The organism is Nonomuraea cypriaca, from assembly GCF_015645445.1.
In the GTDB taxonomy this organism is placed as follows: Bacteria; Actinomycetota; Actinomycetes; order Streptosporangiales; family Streptosporangiaceae; genus Nonomuraea; species Nonomuraea cypriaca.
This window is the reverse complement of record NZ_JADOGI010000205.1, coordinates 1-18579: the sequence shown is the minus strand read 5'-3', so window position 1 is coordinate 18579 and position 18579 is coordinate 1. Positions and strand designations below refer to the sequence as shown.

The 18579-nt window shown below is 69.4% G+C and carries 19 protein-coding genes; 9 read left to right on the top strand and 10 right to left on the bottom strand.

The genetic code is table 11. From position 1 onward, the window contains the following. From ITP53_RS43035 to ITP53_RS43010, 6 genes are all read right to left on the bottom strand, one after another. On the bottom strand, positions 1-941 hold a 941-nt coding region (locus ITP53_RS43035; protein ID WP_195901237.1), incomplete at its 3' end, for a TIGR04222 domain-containing membrane protein. A 69-nt stretch (positions 942-1010) separates the two neighbouring features. Next, positions 1011-2804, bottom strand: coding sequence for a phosphoenolpyruvate carboxykinase (GTP) (locus ITP53_RS43030; RefSeq protein ID WP_195901236.1), 1794 nt, complete (start codon positions 2802-2804; stop codon positions 1011-1013). A gap of 249 nt (positions 2805-3053) precedes the next feature. Continuing rightward, complete coding sequence (locus ITP53_RS43025) at positions 3054-3575, bottom strand: hypothetical protein (protein WP_195901235.1); 522 nt, start codon at positions 3573-3575, stop codon at positions 3054-3056. Positions 3576-3655: 80 nt separating this feature from the next. Further along, complete coding sequence (locus ITP53_RS60695) at positions 3656-4798, bottom strand: C40 family peptidase (protein ID WP_328817611.1); 1143 nt, start codon at positions 4796-4798, stop codon at positions 3656-3658. 122 nt (positions 4799-4920) lie between these two features. After that, the gene (greA, locus tag ITP53_RS43015; protein ID WP_103960435.1) at positions 4921-5421 is read right to left on the bottom strand and encodes a transcription elongation factor GreA; all 501 of its coding nucleotides are present in this window, start codon (positions 5419-5421) and stop codon (positions 4921-4923) included. 109 nt (positions 5422-5530) lie between these two features. Next, positions 5531-5950 carry a DUF4307 domain-containing protein gene (locus ITP53_RS43010; protein WP_195901234.1) on the bottom strand — a complete coding sequence of 140 codons (420 nt, stop codon included), beginning with the start codon at positions 5948-5950 and terminating at the stop codon, positions 5531-5533. 153 nt (positions 5951-6103) lie between these two features. Here ITP53_RS43010 and mca point away from each other — a divergent pair, with 153 nt between their 5' ends. From mca to ITP53_RS42995, 3 genes are read left to right on the top strand one after another with little or no spacing between them, the layout of a single operon-like run. Continuing rightward, on the top strand, positions 6104-6988 hold the full coding sequence (gene mca, locus ITP53_RS43005) for a mycothiol conjugate amidase Mca (RefSeq protein WP_328817606.1): 885 nt from the start codon (positions 6104-6106) through the stop codon (positions 6986-6988). A 46-nt stretch (positions 6989-7034) separates the two neighbouring features. Continuing rightward, positions 7035-7202, top strand: a complete 168-nt coding sequence (locus ITP53_RS43000; protein WP_195901233.1) for a hypothetical protein — start codon at positions 7035-7037, stop codon at positions 7200-7202. Continuing rightward, positions 7203-7493 carry a GNAT family N-acetyltransferase gene (locus tag ITP53_RS42995; protein ID WP_195901232.1) on the top strand — a complete coding sequence of 97 codons (291 nt, stop codon included), beginning with the start codon at positions 7203-7205 and terminating at the stop codon, positions 7491-7493. A 6-nt stretch (positions 7494-7499) separates the two neighbouring features. Here the strand turns inward: ITP53_RS42995 and ITP53_RS42990 are convergent, their stop codons facing one another. Then, the gene (locus ITP53_RS42990) at positions 7500-8648 is read right to left on the bottom strand and encodes a hypothetical protein (protein WP_195901231.1); all 1149 of its coding nucleotides are present in this window, start codon (positions 8646-8648) and stop codon (positions 7500-7502) included. 125 nt (positions 8649-8773) lie between these two features. On the opposite strand from ITP53_RS42990, the gene ITP53_RS42985 reads away from it, so the two are divergent. Continuing rightward, the gene (locus ITP53_RS42985; protein ID WP_236051775.1) at positions 8774-10780 is read left to right on the top strand and encodes a thioredoxin domain-containing protein; all 2007 of its coding nucleotides are present in this window, start codon (positions 8774-8776) and stop codon (positions 10778-10780) included. Positions 10781-10871: 91 nt separating this feature from the next. On the opposite strand, the gene ITP53_RS42980 is transcribed toward ITP53_RS42985, so the two are convergent. Next, on the bottom strand, positions 10872-12896 hold the full coding sequence (locus tag ITP53_RS42980; protein WP_236051774.1) for a transglycosylase domain-containing protein: 2025 nt from the start codon (positions 12894-12896) through the stop codon (positions 10872-10874). A gap of 208 nt (positions 12897-13104) precedes the next feature. Beyond that, positions 13105-13584 carry an Lrp/AsnC family transcriptional regulator gene (locus ITP53_RS42975; protein ID WP_195901229.1) on the bottom strand — a complete coding sequence of 160 codons (480 nt, stop codon included), beginning with the start codon at positions 13582-13584 and terminating at the stop codon, positions 13105-13107. Positions 13585-13687: 103 nt separating this feature from the next. On the opposite strand from ITP53_RS42975, the gene hppD reads away from it, so the two are divergent. The 5 genes from hppD to ITP53_RS42950 all read left to right on the top strand — a co-directional run bounded on the left by hppD (position 13688) and on the right by ITP53_RS42950 (position 17989). Next, entirely contained in the window at positions 13688-14797 is a 1110-nt protein-coding gene (gene hppD / locus ITP53_RS42970; RefSeq protein WP_195901228.1) for a 4-hydroxyphenylpyruvate dioxygenase, read from the top strand. A 34-nt stretch (positions 14798-14831) separates the two neighbouring features. Further along, a complete protein-coding gene (locus ITP53_RS42965; RefSeq protein WP_195901227.1) occupies positions 14832-15275 on the top strand; it encodes an RDD family protein in 444 nt (147 codons plus the stop codon). Between the two features lie 48 nt (positions 15276-15323). Then, entirely contained in the window at positions 15324-16739 is a 1416-nt protein-coding gene (locus tag ITP53_RS42960; protein WP_195901226.1) for a M1 family metallopeptidase, read from the top strand. Between the two features lie 72 nt (positions 16740-16811). Then, complete coding sequence (locus ITP53_RS42955) at positions 16812-17357, top strand: RNA polymerase sigma factor (RefSeq protein WP_195901225.1); 546 nt, start codon at positions 16812-16814, stop codon at positions 17355-17357. Beyond that, positions 17354-17989 carry a hypothetical protein gene (locus ITP53_RS42950; RefSeq protein ID WP_195901224.1) on the top strand — a complete coding sequence of 212 codons (636 nt, stop codon included), beginning with the start codon at positions 17354-17356 and terminating at the stop codon, positions 17987-17989. The genes ITP53_RS42955 and ITP53_RS42950 overlap by 4 nt, the downstream gene beginning before the upstream one ends. Positions 17990-18205: 216 nt before the next feature. On the opposite strand, the gene ITP53_RS42945 is transcribed toward ITP53_RS42950, so the two are convergent. Then, positions 18206-18579 (bottom strand): ROK family protein (locus ITP53_RS42945; RefSeq protein ID WP_195901223.1); only part of this gene is annotated, 374 nt, incomplete at its 5' end.

Genomic DNA, 18579 nt, shown 5'->3' with positions numbered 1-18579 from the left:
CCCCCGCCACCGCCGCCGCAGCTCGACGAGCTCCCGCCGCAGCTCGACGAGCCACCACCGCCGAAGTCGAGGCCGCCGGACGAGTCGCTGCCGAAGCTCCCGCCGTCGCTGTGGCTCCCGCACGACCCCGCGCAGTCGGCGCCACCCGGGTCACCGGCCGACAACTCGTCGCACAGCAGCCGGTCGCCGGACTCGCCCAGGCCGTACAGGGCGACGGGGATGGCGAGGGACATGGCCAGGGACTGCTGGTGGCGTACGCCTCTGGGGTGGTAGCTCCTGGCCGACAGCAGGACCTCGCGCCCCTCGCGGGTGACGACGTTCCTCAGCCTGCGTGCCTGGCGGTAGAGCGCGACGAAGGCGGAGACGACCGCGATCCCGCTGAAGAACAGCACGCCGAGGAACACCGATTCCTTCCCGGCCAGCCCCACGCCCGACAGCACGAACACCAGCACCAGGTAGCCGACGGCCACGCCCGCGGCGACCTTCATCAGCTCTCTGCGCCGCCACGCCCGGCCGAACGCCTCCTCGGGCACGATCAGGCCGCGCGCCAGCAGCCGGTCGGCGAGCCCAGTGAGCGCCGGATGCGTTTCGAGCTCATGCCGCAACTCGTTCGCCCGGTACCCGCCCGGCCTGGCCGCCAGCGCGTCAAGCACGGCCTGCTCGATCGGCACCGGCGAGGGCCGCGCGCCGTGAACCGGGCGAACCTGCGAGCCCCGTGACACGCGTACGGCGCCGGCCGTCGCGAGGACGGCCAGCGCCGTGTTGACGGCCCGCCGCGGGCCGCCGGACAGATATGCCAGCTCATACGGCGACAGGTCGTGGCCCGCGCCGCCAGGCTCGGCCTCGCTGACCCGCCTGCGCTCCCGTTCGACCCGCCGCTCCGTCACGTTGACCAGGTACGTCACACCAATGGCGACGATCAGCAGAACGTAGTCCACCACGGCCCCTCCTCGCGGTACGGCAGTCCGCCAAGTTAGACGGCGGCGCCGTACCGCACAAGGGACTTTCGCTCACCCGAGGCGGTCGAGCAGGGCGTTGTACTCGTCCCACAGCTCCTTCGGCAGGTGCGCGCCGAACTTCTCGAAGTGGCCCGGGATCAGCGCGGCCTCCTCACGCCACACGTCGCGGTCGACGGACAGCAGCGTGCGCAGGTCCTCTTCCGAGAGGTCCAGGCCGTCGGTGTCGAGCTCGGCGGGCAGCAGCCCGATCGGCGTCGGCACGGCGCCGGCCTCGCCGTTGAGCCGGTCGACGATCCACTTGAGCACCCGGCTGTTCTCGCCGTAACCCGGCCAGACGAACTTGCCGTCGGCGTTCTTGCGGAACCAGTTGACGTAGTAGATCCGCGGCGGCGTGACGCCCGCGCGGTGGCCCATCTCCAGCCAGTGGCCGAAGTAGTCGCCCATGTTGTAGCCGCAGAACGGCAGCATGGCGAACGGGTCATGGCGCAGCTCGCCGACCTTGCCCTCAGCAGCGGCGGTCTTCTCGGAGGCGACGTTGGCTCCGAGAAAGACGCCGTGCTCCCAGCTCAGCGACTCCGTCACGAGCGGCACCGCGGTGGCGCGGCGACCCCCGAACAAGATCGCTGAGATGGGCACGCCCTTGGGGTCCTGCCATTCAGGGGCGATGATCGGGCACTGGGAGGCCGGGGTGGTGAAGCGGGCGTTCGGGTGGGCGGCGGGCTCGTCGCTGTCCGGCGTCCAGGACCGGCCCTTCCAGTCGGTCAGGTGCGCGGGCGGCTCCTCGGTCAGCCCTTCCCACCACACGTCGCCGTCGTCGGTGAGCGCGACGTTGGTGAAGATGCTGTTGCCCCACAGCGTCCTGACCGCGTTGGCGTTGGTCACCTCGCCGGTGCCCGGCGCGACGCCGAAGAAGCCGGCCTCCGGGTTGATGGCGTAGAGGCGGCCGTCGTCCCCGTAGCGCATCCAGGCGATGTCGTCGCCGATCGTCTCGACCTTCCAGCCCGGGATGGTGGGCTGGAGCATGGCGAGGTTGGTCTTGCCGCACGCGCTCGGGAAGGCGGCGGCGATGTAGCGGGTCTCGCCGGAGGGCGGAGTGAGCTTGAGTATCAGCATGTGCTCGGCCATCCAGCCCTCGTCGCGGGCCATGACGCTGGCGATCCTGAGCGCGTAGCACTTCTTCCCGAGCAGGGCGTTGCCGCCGTAGCCGGAGCCATACGACCAGATCTCGCGGGTCTCGGGGAAGTGGCTGATGTACTTCGTCGAGTTGCACGGCCAGGGCATGTCCACCTGGCCCGCCTCCAGCGGCGCGCCGACGGAGTGGACGGCCCTGACGAAGTCGCCCCTTTCCTCGATCAGCCGGAGCGCCCGATCACCCATCCTGGTCATGACGCGCATGGACACGGCCACGTACGGGGAGTCGGTGATCTCGACGCCGAGCTGGGAGATCTCGCCGCCCAGCGGGCCCATGCAGAACGGCACGACGTACATCGTGCGGCCGCGCATGCAGCCCTTGAACAGCTCGGCGAACGTCTTGCGCATCTCGCCGGGCGCGATCCAGTTGTTCGTCGGCCCGGCGTCCTCCTCGCGCTCGGAGCAGATGAACGTACGGTCCTCGACCCTGGCCACGTCGCTGGGATCGGACTTCGCGTAGAAGCTGTTGGGCCGGGCGGCGAGGCGCGTGAACGTGCCCTGCTCGACGAGGAGGTTCGTCAGGCGCGTCCACTCCTCCTCCGACCCGTCGCACCACTCGATCCGGTCTGGCTGGGTCAGTGCTGCGATCTCGTTCACCCACGCGACCAATTCGCGATTGCCGGTCGGTGCGGGTACTGCCACGGAAACGGACACGACGGTGACTCCTCCACTCTCTCAAGGCCCAGTCATCATTAACGACGAACCGGCTTGGAAGCCAATTGGCATAGACCTATCGGTTTCGCCGTCGTCGCAGGCAGAGGCCCTGACGATTCGGGGAGCCTACCCAGGCGGAGGAGATTTAAAAGACGCAATTACGAGCAGTGGTCCAGTCCAATAGCGATGGTCTAAACCAATTTCCCGAGTGGTTTAGTCCATTCGCCGGGCTGTTTCCGCTGGGTGGTCTCATGAATTGATGTCGGGGCCCGCCGAGCGAACCCTGTCGACGTGCTGGAGCGCGTCCCGCAACTCGGCGAGCCACGTGTCGGTGTGCTTGCCGACCAGGCGTACGCACCAGGCGAGCGCGTCGCTGCGACTCCTGGCCACCCCGGCGGCCACGAGCGTGTCGAGGACCTGCCGCTCCGACTGGCGCAGCCGGGTCATCACGGGCACGGAGAGTGTGGTGAACATCACGGTCTGGCCACCGCAGACCACACCCCAGGAGATCTTCTGCCGGAACCTGCGCTCGGCCTCCCTCGCGATCTCGATCCGCCGCTCGCGCGTCTCTTCCCTGAACCGCCTGCACAGCCCCTCGATCAGGGCGGCGCGCTCCGCCTCAGGCACGTCGTCCGGCGGGTCCGGGAGCGTGCCGACCACCGCGATCTCCTCGCGGTCCCTGATGACCTCGGGCGCCCCGGTGAACCATCCCTCAGGCAACCGCCCGGCGAACCAGCCGTGCACCTGTGCCGTAGCGTCATCTGCTGTCATGTAATCAACATTACACATTTGCCGTGAAATTGCACGGGACTTTGTCGCCGGCCTTACGGTGTGCAGGCCATGAACGCGCGCTAGCGGACCTGGGCGGCCGCAGCGGGGCTGACTCTGACGACGCCGGCCAGGTTGCGGGTGCTCACCGGGGCGATCTTGACGACGTCGCCGGTCCGGGGCGCGTGGAGCATCTTCCCGTTACCCCAATAAATCGCCACATGCGAGATGTACGCCGGATTTGTCGGGTCATTGCGCCAGAAGAGCAGATCGCCGGGTTGCGCCTGCGCGTAAGGAACCTGTGGCCCCGTCACCCACTGCTGGTGCGTCACCCGGGGCATGCGCACCCCGGCCTGCCCGTACGCCCACTGGACCAGCCCAGAGCAGTCGAAGGTCGCAGGCCCCTCGGCGCCCCACACGTACGGCCTGCCGAGCTTCGAGACGGCGGCCTGGAGCGCCGTGGTGAGCTGCTCGCCCGTCATGAACGAGCCGGCGGGCCAGTTCTGGGTGACCTTCTGGGGCTCGGGCAGCACCGGGTTGACCATGGCCACCTGTGTGCCCTTGGGCAGCACCTCGAGAATGTCGTCACGCAGTTGCGCGGAGTTCGTCTTGGGGGCGCTGACGATGAGCGCGTTGTCGTGCGGCAGACCCAGCGTACGACCGACGTCCTTGGACACGACCGCGTCCACCGCGCCGAAGCCGGTGGTGGCGTACGCGCCGATCCGCAGCGGACCGGCCGGGCCGGCCACCTGCCGGTGCAGCGCGAGCCCGCCGTCGTTGCCGAGCACGAACGAGACCGCCACGTCACCCGCCGCGACGTTCTGCCACAGCGCGTCGGACGAGGCGGTCACCTTGGGGGTGTAGGAGCGGAACGTCGACGGATCGACCGCCAGCGTCTGCACCCTCTTGTCGTCGAGGACGACGGACGCCGCGTCGGCCAGTTCCAGCGCCCGCACCCCGCGCAGCTTGGCCACCTTCTGTAACAGTTCGTTGGTGAACGGCTTGCGGGTGAGCACGAACAGGTTGGGCTTGTGCAGCTTGTCCAGCGGCGCCACCGGCTCGGCCGTCTGGGGCTGCTGCGGGACCGGCTGCTGCTGCGCCATCAGCGTCTGCTTGGGCGCGGGATGGGTGCGCGTGGCGACCGGCTCGGCCAGCTCACCCGGCTGCGTCAGCAGCAGCACGTCCGCGGTCAGCACCGCGACCAGCGCCACCACGATGAACGGCACCAGCTTGTACGTGTTACGCCGCTTACGAGACTTGACGAGAAAGCTGAGATCCTGCCGGATGCCCGAGCCACGCGAAAAGTCCGCCGGACCCGTATGGGCCCGGCGGTTGGTCTCCAGGGGTGTCAGTTGCCGATGTACGGCACTGCCTCGAGGATCTCGACGGTGTTCTGGCGCCCGTTGGGCATCGAGTAGGTCGCCTTCTCCCCGATCTTCTTGCCGTTGATCGCCGCTCCGAGCGGGGACCTGGGCGAGTAGACGTCGATCGGCGCTCCGCTCTCCTCACGGGAGGCGAGCAGGAAGGTGACCTCGTCGTCGTCACCGACGAACCGGATGGTCACGGTCATACCGGGGCCCACCACGCCCTCGGCCTTGGGGGCCTCTCCCACCTGGGCGTTGTCGAGTATCTGGCGGAGGTGGAAGATGCGGGCCTCCATCTTGCCCTGCTCGTCCTTGGCGGCGTGGTAGCCGCCGTTCTCCTTCAGATCGCCCTCCTCACGGGCGGCCTCGATCTTCTTGGCGATGTCGACGCGCCCGGGGCCAGAGAGATATTCGTACTCCGCCTTCAGACGGTCGTACGCCTCCTGCGTCAGCCATGTGACGTTCTCATCGCGAGAGTCGGCCACGGGTTCTCCTTGCTTGCCTAGGGGGCCCTGAGATCAACTTGCGGTTGCGTACGGTTGAATTGCGAAAGAGTAACAACTTAACCGCTGGAACGCTTCCCCAAATGTCTCACTATACGAGATTGCAGTACTGGATGTGGACTGAAGTGGCCTCACCGCTCGTGTCGAGGCTCTCCTTGAGCTGCTTACTACCCCCACCAGCCGGGATTCTTACTTCCTTGCTGCCAACTTCCGCGTGCGACACGTCCAGCGCCCTGATCCGGCAGACGGCCACCCTATCGTCAGGCTTGTACACCTCGAACGTGATCTCGGCGCGCTGCGGGCTCTCGATCGTGAACGTCACGACCTGCGACGGCGCCTCTGAGCCGCCGGCCGTCATGGACCACATCACGTAGCCCCACCCACCTGCGATGATGGCCACCAGCACGCCGATCACGACGTGGACGACGAGCCGGCCACCTCGCCTGGGCCGGTCCGGAAAGTCGTCGGGTGTGCCGAGAACGGGACCGTTCTCGACATCTCTGGTGGCCATGGCGGAATCTCCCTGCACTCCCTCGGCGTTATCCGAGACAATTGTCGCCCGCGGGGGTGCCGGTACACGACATGGCCTCCCTCGCGAGCCGCCCAGCAGAAACTAACCTCTCTGGGTGAGTGTCCTGTCCCTGAGTGAGGAGACATCGAGCCCGTGAGTGCACCGATGCGGCTGATGGCCGTCCACGCCCACCCCGACGACGAGTCGAGCAAGGGTGCCGCCACGATGGCGCGTTACGTGCGTGAAGGCGTGGACGTGCTGGTCTGTACCCTCACGGGTGGTGAGCGCGGCTCCGTACTGAACCCGAAGATGGACCGGCCGGAGATCGTCGCCAACATCGGCGAGGTGCGCAAGGCGGAGATGGACCGGGCGCGCGAGATCCTCGGCGTGCGGCAGCGGTTCATGGGCTTCGTCGACTCCGGGCTGCCGGAGAGCGAGGAGGAGGAGCTGCCCGAGGGCTGCTTCGCCGTGCAGAAGCTGGAGGACGCCGCGGCTCCGCTGGTGGCGGCCGTACGCGAGTTCAGGCCGCACGTCATCATCACGTACGACGACGACGGCGGCTACCCCCACCCCGACCACATCATGACCAACAAGGTATCGGTGGAGGCGTTCGAGGCGGCCGGCGACCCCGACCGCTACCCGGGCACCGGCGACCCGTGGCAGCCACTGAAGCTCTACTACCACATGGGGTTCACCAAGGACCGCTTCGAGGCGCTGCACGAGGCGATGACCGAGCGCGGCCTCGGCTCCCCGTACACCGACTGGATCTCCCGCTGGGAGGACCGCCCGGTCAAGTGGCCGGTGACCACGCGGGTGCCGTGCGCCGACTACTTCCAGATCCGCGACGAGGCCCTGCTGGCACACGCCACTCAGGTGGACCCGGACGGCTCCTGGTTCGTCTGCCCGCGCGAGCTGCAGCAGGAGATCTGGCCGACCGAGGACTACCACCTGGCGCGCTCACTGGTCGACACCGAGCCGCCGGAGGACGACCTGTTCGTGGGCATCCACGCCGACGACGTCTCCCCCGCCTGCCACTGAACGGACCGCTGAACGGACCACTGGGTCCCGGTGGCAGACTGGAAGGGTGACAGTTCTCGCAGCCGGTGACGTAAGTCCGGGTCTCCTCGGCTTCGTCGTCGTGGCCCTGATCGGGGTCGCCCTCTACATGCTGATCAAGTCGATGAACAAGCAGATGACGAAGATCAAGGTGCCGCACGAGGGCGACGTCGACGACAAGGAGAAGGCCGAGTAGATGCCGATCGAAATCGTCGACAACTCGACGGAGAGCCGGTTCGAGATCCTCGTGGACGGCAAGGTCGCCGGGTTCGCCGACTACCGGCTCCTGCCCACCAAGATCGTATTCACGCACACCGAGGTGTTGCACGCGTACGAGGGGAAGGGGCTGGCGGGCAGGCTGGTCAGGCACGCGCTCCAGGCGAGCGCCGACACCGGCCTGCGCGTCGTGCCGCTCTGCCCTTACGTCGCGAAGTACATCGACCGCCACCCTGAGTTCAAGGAACTCCTGGACACCGCGCCGGCCTGAACGGGCTCACTCGGGCGGCGGCGACCACGCTCGTTCCAGCGCCTTCGGCAGCCCCCACCAGCCGAGCGGCGTGAGCACCTCGTCCTCGTCCACGATCCCGAGATAGCCCCACAGGCTCACCACCGACGTGAACAACCCCTCGGTGGCGTCGAGATCGTCTTCCTCCTGCGCGTCGCTGTCGATGTCCTCGGACTCGGCGATGAGCCTGGCCATCCGCTCAGGCGAGGCGAGCACGCCCGGGCCCATCCTGGCCAGCGCCGCCACCCCGGCCAGCCAGTCGGCGTGCTGGATCGCGCAGAGGTTGGCCAGCGCCGCGTCCTCCATGCTCAGTTCCCCGTCCAGATCGGCGAACTCCTCCAGCACGTCCCCGCTCTCCGACAGATCCGAGACCGGTCCCGCGATGCCCGCCGCCACCGCGAGCCACAGCTCCTGGTCGTCGTCCGGCATCGGCCTCTCCTCGAACCCGGCGCAGGCCCGCAGCACATTGGCCGGGTATCCGGGCAGGGCGAGCAGCTCACGCAGGCGGGCCGCGGCGACGTCCAGCTCGTGGACGGGCAACTCGGGCTGCTTGGGCAGCTCGCCGACGATGCGCCGCAACTCGGACAGCGCGAACGCCTCCTCCTCGTCCCAGGCCGCGAACAGCTCCTCGTCCTGCTCGTCGCTGACCGCGAACGCGGGCACCCGCTCGTCGGGCAGCGGCGTGCTGAGCCAGCGCTCCTGCAGATCCTCGTACGCGCCGCGGGCCTCCTGATCGCCGACCGCCAGCGCGTCGGGGTCGATCTCCCCCTCCTCGACCCGTTCCTCCAGGTACGCCACCAGCCGCCCGAACATCTCCCCGGCCACCGGACCCCGCTCGTCCTCCTCCGGCCAGACGAAGTAGCTGGGCGTCATCAGAATCGGCTCGGTGCCGGTGGACTCCAGCCAGCGCTGCACGTCGCCGACCGTGGCGACACCCGCCTCGATCGAGCTGAGCGTCGCCTTGGCGGACTCCCAGAACTGGAGGGACAGCGGGTTGCCGGCCGACATCATCGCCCGCCGCAGGTCGGGCAGCGCCACGAGCGCCACCCCTGAGGGCACCGCGAGCAGTGCACGTGCCACGTCCCTGCGCGTGACGGCGGTCGCCGGGCGTCCGGCATGGGCGCAGACGAAGTCCATATCCACGCTCCGTAACCTACGCCGTCCCCGCCTCCCAAGTCAGCCTGGACGCCGCCGCTCCCCCGCTCCGCCCGGCCCGCGCGCCAGGTCAGGAATGCCGTCTAGGGTGGATGGGGGAGGTCATGATGAACCGCTTGAAAGACGCCACGAGCCCCTACCTGCTCCAGCACGCGGCCAACCCCGTGGACTGGCATCCATGGGGCGAGGAGGCGTTCGCGGAGGCCCGGCGCCGTGACGTGCCGCTGCTCATCAGCGTGGGCTATTCGGCCTGCCACTGGTGCCACGTCATGGCTCACGAGAGCTTCGAGGACGCGGAGACCGCGCGGCTCATGAACGAGCACTTCGTCAACATCAAGGTCGACCGCGAGGAACGGCCGGACGTCGACGCCGTCTACATGGGCGCGACCCAGGCCATGACGCATCAGGGCGGCTGGCCGATGACGGTGTTCGCGACGCCTGAGGGCCACCCGTTCTACTGCGGCACCTATTTCCCGCGCCCGCACTTCCAGCGGCTGCTCACCGAGGTCAACAACGTGTGGACGGGTGACAGGGAGTCCGTGCTGCTGCAGGGGGCCAAGGTGGTGGAGGCGCTCAACACGCAAACCACGCTGCCCAGTGGCGCGGTGCCGGGCGAGGACACGCTGGCGCAGGCCATCGCGAATCTGCGGGAGTCGTTCGACGCGGCGAACGGCGGGTTCGGCGGGGCGCCCAAGTTCCCGCCGTCCATGGTGCTGGAGTTCCTGCTGCGGTCCGGCGAGCGCGAGATGAGCGGCAGGACGCTGGAGGCCATGGCCCGCGGCGGCATGTACGACCAGATCGGCGGCGGATTCGCCCGCTACAGCGTGGACGCGGAATGGGTCGTACCGCATTTCGAGAAGATGCTCTACGACAACGCCCTGCTGCTGCGGGTCTACACGCACTGGTGGAAGGCGGGCGGCGGCGAGCTCGCCCGCAGGGTGGCGCTGGAGACGGCCGACTGGCTGCTGCGCGAGATGCGCACACCCGAAGGCGGCTTCGCCTCCGCGCTCGACGCCGACAGCGAGGGCGTGGAGGGCAGGTTCTACGTCTGGACGCCCGAGGAGCTGCGCGCGGTGCTGGGCGAGGACGACGGCCGGTGGGCGGCCGGGCTCTTCGACGTCACGGGCACCTTCGAGCACGGCACGTCCGTGCTGCGGCTCCCGCGCGACCCCGAGGACCCCGAGCGTTACGAGCGCGTCCGCGAGCGGCTGCTGGCCGCCAGGGAGCAGCGGGTACGCCCCGGGCGCGACGACAAGGTCGTGGCCTCCTGGACCGGCCTCGCGATCGCCGCGCTGGCCGAGACCGGCATGGTGTTCGAGCGGCCCGACTTCGTGGCGGCGGCGACGGCGGCGGCCGAGCTCCTCGCGAGCACGCACCTGGTGGACGGCAGGCTGCTGCGCACCTCGCGGGACGGCCGGGCCGGCACCAACGCCGGCGTCCTGGAGGACTACGCCAACCTGGCGGAAGGTCTGATCGCCCTGTACGGCGTCACCGGCGAGGCCAGGTGGCTCCGGCTGGCGGGATCGCTGCTGGAGACCGTGCTCGACAGGTTCGCCGACGGGGCCGGCGGCTTCTACGACACGGCGGACGACGCCGAGAGCCTCTTCCAGCGGCCCCAGGACCCGACCGACAACGCCACCCCCTCGGGCCAGTACGCCGCCGCGGGCGCCCTGCTGTCCTACGGGGCGCTGACCGGGTCGGCCAGGCACAGGGAGGCCGCATACGCCGCGCTCGGCGCCGTGTCCGTGCTGGCGAGCGGCCATGCCAGGTTCGCCGGGTGGGGGCTGGCCGTGGCGCGGGCGGCGCTCGGCGGGCCGGTCGAGGTGGCCGTCGTCGGGCCGCCTGACGACCCGCGGACGGCGGCACTGCACCGGGCCTCACTGCTCGCCGACGTGCCAGGGCTGGTGGTCGCGCTCGGCTCCGGCGACGGCGAGGCCAGAGGCTCAGGCGATCCGCTGCTGCCAGGGGAGACCTTCCCCGCGCTGCTCGAAGGACGCGGGCCGGTCGGCGGGGCGCCCGCCGCGTACGTGTGCAGGGGGTTCACCTGCCGGATGCCCGTCACGACCGTCGACGCTCTGCGCGCCGAACTGGCCGGAACACCGCCGACCGGCTGAGAGCCGGGGCGGCGGCCCAGCCCCGGATGCCCCGCGCCGATGAGCCGGGCGGTGGGCGCCGCCGCGTGAGCCCCGCGGTGGGGGCGCGGGGTCAGCCGGTTGGGGAGCGGCCGCGGCCCTCGTTGCGGCTGTCGTCGTTCTCCCAGGGCTGCTGCTGGTCAGGGAGCTCGGTGGGAGCCGGGTCGCTCTCGTCGGGCTCGTCCTCCCGCCGGTTGTCGTCGGGCTCCTCCGTCACCTGCGGGTCACCGTCCGGCTGGCCGGTGAACTCGGGCTCCGGCGTGTCCCACTCGTCCGGGTCCGCCGGCGGCGCGTAGTCCTCGTCGGGTACGTCAGGATCCGGCGTGGACCAGCCGCTGGACCAGCCGTAGTCCGACGGCTCCGGGAACTCCTCGACCGGCTTGCCCGCCATGGCCTCGGTCATGAACGCCCGCCAGATCTGCGCGGGCAACTGGCCGCCGAACTGCGTGCCGTACCCGGGGATGGTGACCGTGGCGTTGTCGTCGCGGAACATGTCGACCGCCGCCGCGAGCTGCGGTGTGAAGCCGTTGAACCAGACCGACGCGGAATCGTCCGTGGTGCCCGTCTTGCCGGCCACCGGTCGGTCGTAGAGGCGGGCGGCGGTGCCGGTGCCGTACTCGACGACCTGCTGCATCGCGTACGCGGTGTCCGCCGCGGCCTGCTGGTTGATCGCCTGCGTCGTGACCGGCTTGACGACCTCCTTGCGCCCCTGGGCGTCGGTGACCGACCTGACCACGTGGGCCTCCACGTGCACGCCCTTGTTGGCGAAGGTGGCGAAGCCGGAGGCGTTCTGGACGGCGCTGACCGAGGCCACGCCGAGCGGGAAGGAGGCCGCGCTCTGGTGGCGCTCCAACTGGCTCGCCGGGATGCCGGCCGCCTCGGCGGTCTTGGCGACCTTGTCCAGGCCGACCTTCTGCCCGAGGTCGACGAACGCGGTGTTGACGGAGTTCTGGGTGGCCTGGACCAGGTCGATCTCGCCGTACGAGCGATCGCTGTCGTTCGGGATGGGCTTGGACGCCGACGCCACCCGCAGCGGCGAGTTGCCGTCGACCCTGGTCGACAGGTCGAAGCCGTTGTCCAGCGCGGCCGCCAGGGTGTACGGCTTGAACGTCGACCCGGCCATCACCTTGGACGAGAACGCGGTGTCGTAGTAGCCGGCCTGCGAGGGACGGCCGCCGTAGAAGGCGACGACCTCGCCCGTGGCGGGGGCGACCGCCGCCAGCCCGGTGCGCACCTTCTTGGGCGTCGAGTCCGGGAGGACCTCGTTGACCGCCCGCGAGGCCGCCGCCATGAGCTTCTTGTCGAACGTGGTGACGACCTTGAGCCCGCCGCCGCTGATGTCCTCGTCGGTGTAGCCACGCCGGTTGAGCTCGGCGGTCACCTGCTCCAGCATGTACTGCGACTGGCCCTTGAGCTCGAACGGCTTCTTCGGCTCCGTCAGCTCGGGGAAGCGCTGGGCGGCCACCTCCGCGGCGGTCAGCGCGCCTGTCTGCCCCATCGCGTTGATCACCGACTGCCAGCGGTATCTGGCCGCGGCGAGGTCGGAGCCCGTGGGCGCGGCGAACCGGCTGGGCTGCTGGATCACCGCCGCCAGGTAGGCGCCCTCGGCCACGCTGAGCTCGCCGACGTCCTTGCCGAAGTAGGCGCGGGCGGCCGACTGGACGCCGTTGGCGCCACGGCCGAAGTAGATCGTGTTGAGGTACTGCTCGAGCACCCAGTCCTTCGGCTTGGACTGGTCGACCTTCATCGCGATGAGGATCTCTTTGAACTTGCGGGTGACGGAGCGTTCCTGGCTGAGGCCGCTGTAGTAGTTGCGTACGAGCTGCTGGGTGATCGTCGAGCCGCCCTGGAGCTGCTGCCCGGTGAGGGTGGACCAGACGGCCCGCGCGGTGCCCTTGAACGAGACGCCGCCGTCCTCGTAGAACGAGCGGTTCTCGGCGGCGATCACCGCGTCGCGCACGTGCTTGGGAACCTTGGCCAGCGCGACGTTCTTGCGGTCGACGCCCTTCCTGGCGAGCACGGTCTTGCCGTCGCGGTAATAGATCACCGAACCCTGCGCGGTGGCCTGTTTCTGGGTGGTGTCAGGAATGGGCGTCATGGCCCACGCAATCGCGAAAAGGCCGACCAGCACGAGGATTCCCGTACCAAAGGAAATCAATACAAGTCGGAGAACTCGCCGCTTTCGCATCGCGTTTCCACCACCACTCCGCACCCTCGACCCCCTCTCGTCGCCACAGCCCCGGAACTGCGCGAATGCCCAGGGTAAACCGTCGGCAACGGTGCCCGGTCCCTCAGCGATAGTACGACTACCGCGCCCCGCGCCGCGGAACATCGGCGACCAACGGCAGCACTCGGTAGGGAACCGGGGTGTCCAGGGCAATGATCGAATTTGTTCTGAGCACGCCCTGAACATCGACGATCTGATCGATAACTCGCTGCAAATCAGCATTGTTCCTGGCGACCACGCGGCAGAGCAGATCACTGCCGCCGGTGATCGTGTGCACCTCCAGCACCTCGGGAATGTGGGCCAGCCTGTCCGCCACCGGGTCGTGCCCGGCGATCTGCCTGATCTCCATGCTCACGAACGCGGTCACGTCGTAGCCGAGCGCCGCCGGCGAGACGTCCGGCCCGAACCCGCGGATCACGCCCCTGGCGATCAGCCGGTCGAGCCTGGCCTGGACGGTGCCGCGGGCCACCCCGAGCCGGCGCGAGCACTCCAGCACGCCCAGCCGGGACTCCGCCGCCAGGAGCGCGATCAGCTTGGCGTCCAGGTCATCGATCGTCATGCTGTACAGATCTACCCGATATTTCGAGAGACGACTAGGCAAGTTGTGCACACTTTGAAGTAACTGTTGCGCAACTCGTCCAGACAAATCGAGAGTTGGGGGTATGAGCGATGTTTTTCCGGTGAACGGGATGGATGCGGTGGTCTTCGCCGTGGGCAACGCCAGGCAGGCGGCCCACTACTACTCGACCGCGTTCGGGATGAGGCTGGTGGCCTATCGGGGGCCGGAGAACGGCAGCCGGGACGCGGTGGCGTACGTGCTGACCTCCGGCAGCGCCACGTTCGAGTTCCGTGCCTCGATCAGGCCGGGCACTGACCTGGCGCGGCACGTCGCCGAGCACGGTGACGGCGTGATCGACCTGGCCATCCAGGTGCCCGACGTGGAGGCGGCGTACGCCCACGCGGTGGCCCACGGGGCCAGGGGGCTGGCGGAGCCGTACACGATGACGGACGAGCACGGCAAGGCGCAGGTCGCGGCCATCGCCGCGTACGGCGAGACGCGGCACACGCTGGTCGACAGGTCCAACTACGGCGGCCCCTACCTGCCCGGGTACACGGCCGCCGAGCCGCTGGTCGCGCCGCCCGCCACGCGGACCGGGCGGCTGTTCCAGGCCGTGGACCACTGCGTCGGCAACGTCGAGCTGGGCAAGATGGACGAATGGGTGGAGTTCTACCGCGAGGTCATGGGCTTCACGAACATGGCGGAGTTCATCGGCGACGACATCGCCACCGAGTACTCCGCGCTCATGTCCAAGGTCGTGGCCGACGGGACGCGGAAGGTGAAGTTCCCGCTGAACGAGCCGGCCGCCGGCCGCAGGAAGTCGCAGATCGACGAATACCTGGAGTTCTACGGCGGTCCAGGCGTGCAGCACATCGCGCTGGCCACCAACGACATCCTGACCACGGTCGACCACATGCGGGCGGCCGGCGTGCGGTTCCTCGACACGCCTGAGTCGTACTACGAGGACCCCGAACTGCGGGCGCGCATCGGGGAGGTGCGGGCGCCGATCGAGGAGCTGAAGAAGCGCGGGATCCTCGTGGACCGGGACGAGGACGGCTACCTGCTGCAGATCTTCACCCAGCCCGTGCAGGACCGGCCCACGGTCTTCTTCGAGCTGATCGAGCGGCACGGCTCGCTCGGGTTCGGCAAGGGCAACTTCAAGGCGCTGTTCGAGGCGATCGAGCGGGAGCAGGAACGGAGGGGCAACCTTTAGTTTGTCCCGACTTAGTGGTGGCCATCTGGAAATCATGGGATCACCACCACCTGGTCTGGCAGGGCGCTGGCGACGACTGTTCGCCGGCGTCCTCGACTGGGTCATCGTGAACATCGTCTCCGCCCCCTTCAGCTGGACGAGCTGGGAATACGTGTGGGTGAGCGGCCGTGCCACCTGGGACCGCTACCCGGTCGAGCACTCCTTCGTCGCCGGACTCGTGGCCTTCCTCTACTTCTGGCTGTTGCATGCCTTCTGGAACGGGCAGACGCTGGGCAAGAAGGTGTTCGGCATCCGGGTGGTGCAGGAGAACGGGGCCAGGATCGAGGTCGGCCAGGCCGCGGTCAGGCAGGTCGTGGAGTCCCTGTTCGTATGGCTGTGCTGCGTCGGTCTCCTGCTGGATCTCGGCTGGATCCTCTTCGACCCCCGCAAACAGGCCCTCCATGACAAAGCCGCGAGGACCGTCGTGGTGAACGCCTGACTCAGCGTAAGCTTTTGCTCACGAATTGAAAGGGGGGCTCGTTCGCCTATGCGTACCACGAGGCGCGGAGTGGCAGTGCTGGCGGCGCTCATGTGCGTGCTGGCCTGCTCGCCCGCGGACCAGCCGACGTCAGCCGCGGACGAGCCGCCGGCGGCCGCCGAATTCCGGCCGGGCGCGCCGGGCATCGGCGATCCCGACTTCCCCAAGGACGGCAACGGCGGCTACGACGTCGCCCACTACGACATCGCCATCGACTACACCCCGGCCAGCAGGCAACTGGCCGGCGTGACCACCGTCCGGGCCGCCGCCACCCAGGGCCTGTCGAGCTTCAACCTCGACCTGTCCGGGCTCGACGTGCGCGCGGTCACCGTCGACGGCGCGCCCGCGACCTTCAGCCGCGCGGGCGCCGAGCTGACCGTCCGGCCCGCCGCGCCGATCGACGACGACGCCACGTTCGCCGTCAAGGTGACCTATTCCGGCCTGCCCGACGCGGCCAGGGACGGCGCCAACCTGGGCACGTACGGGTTCATCCCGACCTCCGACGGCGCGTTCGTGGCCTCCGAGCCCAACGGGTCCAAGACCTGGTTCCCCAACAACGACCACCCCGCCGACAAGGCCACGTTCGACTTCTCGATCACGGTGCCCGCCGGTCTGACGGCGGTGGCAAACGGCGAGATGACCGGGCGGCCGACGACGGTGGGCGGGAAGACCACGTACAAGTGGCGCGAGCGGCATCCGATGGTGACCTATCTGGCGACGGCCACGCTCGGCAAGTTCCTGCTGCGCGAGGGCCGCACGCCCGGCGGCATCCCCAACTTCGCGGCCACCGACCCCGCGCACAAGGGCTCGCTCGACAAGCTCTACCGGCTCTCCGGCGAGATCACCGACTACTGGGCCACGGTCTTCGGCCCCTACCCGTTCTCCTCGACCGGCGGCGTGGTCGACGACTATTCCGCCGGATACGCGCTGGAAAACCAGACCAAGCCGCTCTACGGGGGTTTCGAGCCCGACGAGGGCATCATCGCGCACGAGCTGGCCCACCAGTGGTTCGGCGACAGCCTGAGCATCAGGCGGTGGAAGGACCTCTGGCTCAACGAGGGCTTCGCCACGTACGCGGAGTGGCTGTGGTCGGAGCACAAGGGGAGGAAGACGGCCGAGGAGACGTTCAAGGAGCTCCACGCCCAGCCGGCCACCGACCCGATCTGGGCCTACCCGGCGGGGCGGGCGCGGCCCGACGACCTGTTCAACCAGTCGGTCTACTCCCGCGGCGCCATGACATTGCACGCCCTGCGCCAGGCCGTGGGCGACACCACGTTCTTCGACCTGCTCAAGAGGTGGGCCGCAGAGCACCGCTACGGTCACGTCACGACGGAGCAGTTCATCGCGCTGGCCGAGCGGCTCTCGGGCAAGGAGCTGAGCCCGCTGTTCGACGCCTGGCTCTTCCAGCCACGCCGCCCCGCCTAGGCCCCTGGAAACGCTTCTCGTCGCTCGTTCCAAGTACCGGTGTAAGGGCGAACGACGAAGGGAGCGAGGCCAGTGCGCCTCAACGAGGACCCCACGGCCTTTGAGGCCTTCTATCGCCGCCATGTCGATGCCGTCATGAGGTTCGTGGTGCGACGGGTGAGCGATCCTCATCTCGCCGCCGACCTGACGGCGGACATCTTCCTGGCGGTGCTCGACTCGGCGCACACCTACGTGCCCGCCCGGGGCAGCGAGATCGCCTGGCTGTACGGCGTCGCGCGCAACGTCGTATCGGCCCAGCACCGCAAGGCGACCAGGGAGGCGCGGACGGTCGTTCGGGTCGCCGGGCGGCGGCTGATGGACGACGACGATCTCGTCAGGATGGAGGAGCGGATCGACGCCGAGCGCCGGATGCGCGGCGCCCTGGAGGCCATGTCCGGCCTGCCTGAGGGCGAGCGCGCGGTGCTGGAGCTCGTCGCGATCGACCAGCTCACCGTCACCGAGGCCGCCACCGCCCTGGGCATCAGGCAGGTGACCGCACGGGTCAGGCTGCACCGGGCGAGACGCGCCCTGGAGAACGTCGCTTCGCCATCGAGCGTGTACATGGAAGGACGAGCATGAGCACCTTCGAGGACCGCCTTCTCCATGCACTCAAGGAAGAGATCACGACGAGGACGGCGGAGGACGAGATGACGATGGTGACACCGGTCAGGCGCGGCTCACGGCGGCGCTACGCGGGGCTGTCCGCCGCGGTGGCGGGGGTCGCGGCGGCCGGCACCGCGGTGGTGCTGCTGACGGGGCTCACCGGGAGTCCGGCCCACGCGGTGACCAAGGGCTCCGACGGGGCGGTCAGCGTGCACATCCGCTCTTTCACGGACCCGGAGGGGCTGGCGGCCGAACTCGCCGACGCCGGCGTCCGAGCCGTGGTGGACTACCTGCCGGCCGGCCAGACCTGCAAGGAGCCTCGCGGCGAGCGCGGGACCGCCGGCGGGCGGTTCTCGACGAGTGTGGGCAGGGAGGGTGACGGGATCTCGTTCAGGATCGAGGAGGGGCAGGTGCCGGCGGGTGAGACGCTGGTCCTGGCCATCTCGAAGAGCAAGGACGGCGACGACCTGCCGCCGTCCTCGACCTCGCTGACCATCGTCAAGGGACCGGTCACCCCCTGCGAGACCACCGCACTGCCTGGTCCCGGCTCCCGCACCACGGAACACCACCAGGACGACGGCCCTGGCCTGACCTCCAGAACCGAATAGCCCTTCCCCAACCCCGGCGGCCCTCCCGATCAGCCCGGACCGCCGGCCCCTCACCGTTGTGGGTGAGTGCGGTCCGGCATCTCCCGCCGCCCGCACCGGGGCGAGGTGGCTGCCGTCCAGCAGCCACCGGACCCCTCACCCTGACAGAGCCGGAACCGTCCAGCAGCCACCGCCCTCACCGGAGCGGCGCGGCTGCCGTCAGCAGCCACCGGGCCCTCATCCTGATGGGGTGGGAGTGGTCCGGTAGCTGTCGCCGGCCAGGAGGAGGGCGGCGGCGCCGACCAACCCCGCCTCCTGGCCGAGTGCGGCGGGGATGACCTTGACGCTGCGGGCGAACCCCATCCTGGCGTGCTCCCTCAGCGCCTTCTCCAGCGGGCCGAACAAGGGCTCCCCCGCCTGCGACAACCCGCCGCCGATCGTGACGAGGTCCAGGTCGCACAGGTGGGTGGCGGACGCGACCGCGATGCCGATCGCCCGCCCGGCCCGGCGCATCGCCCGCCGGGCGACCGGGTCACCGGCCCGCGCGTCGGCCGCCAGCGTCCGCGCCGTGACCGCCCGATCCTCCAGGTACGCCCCACCCCGCTCGACGC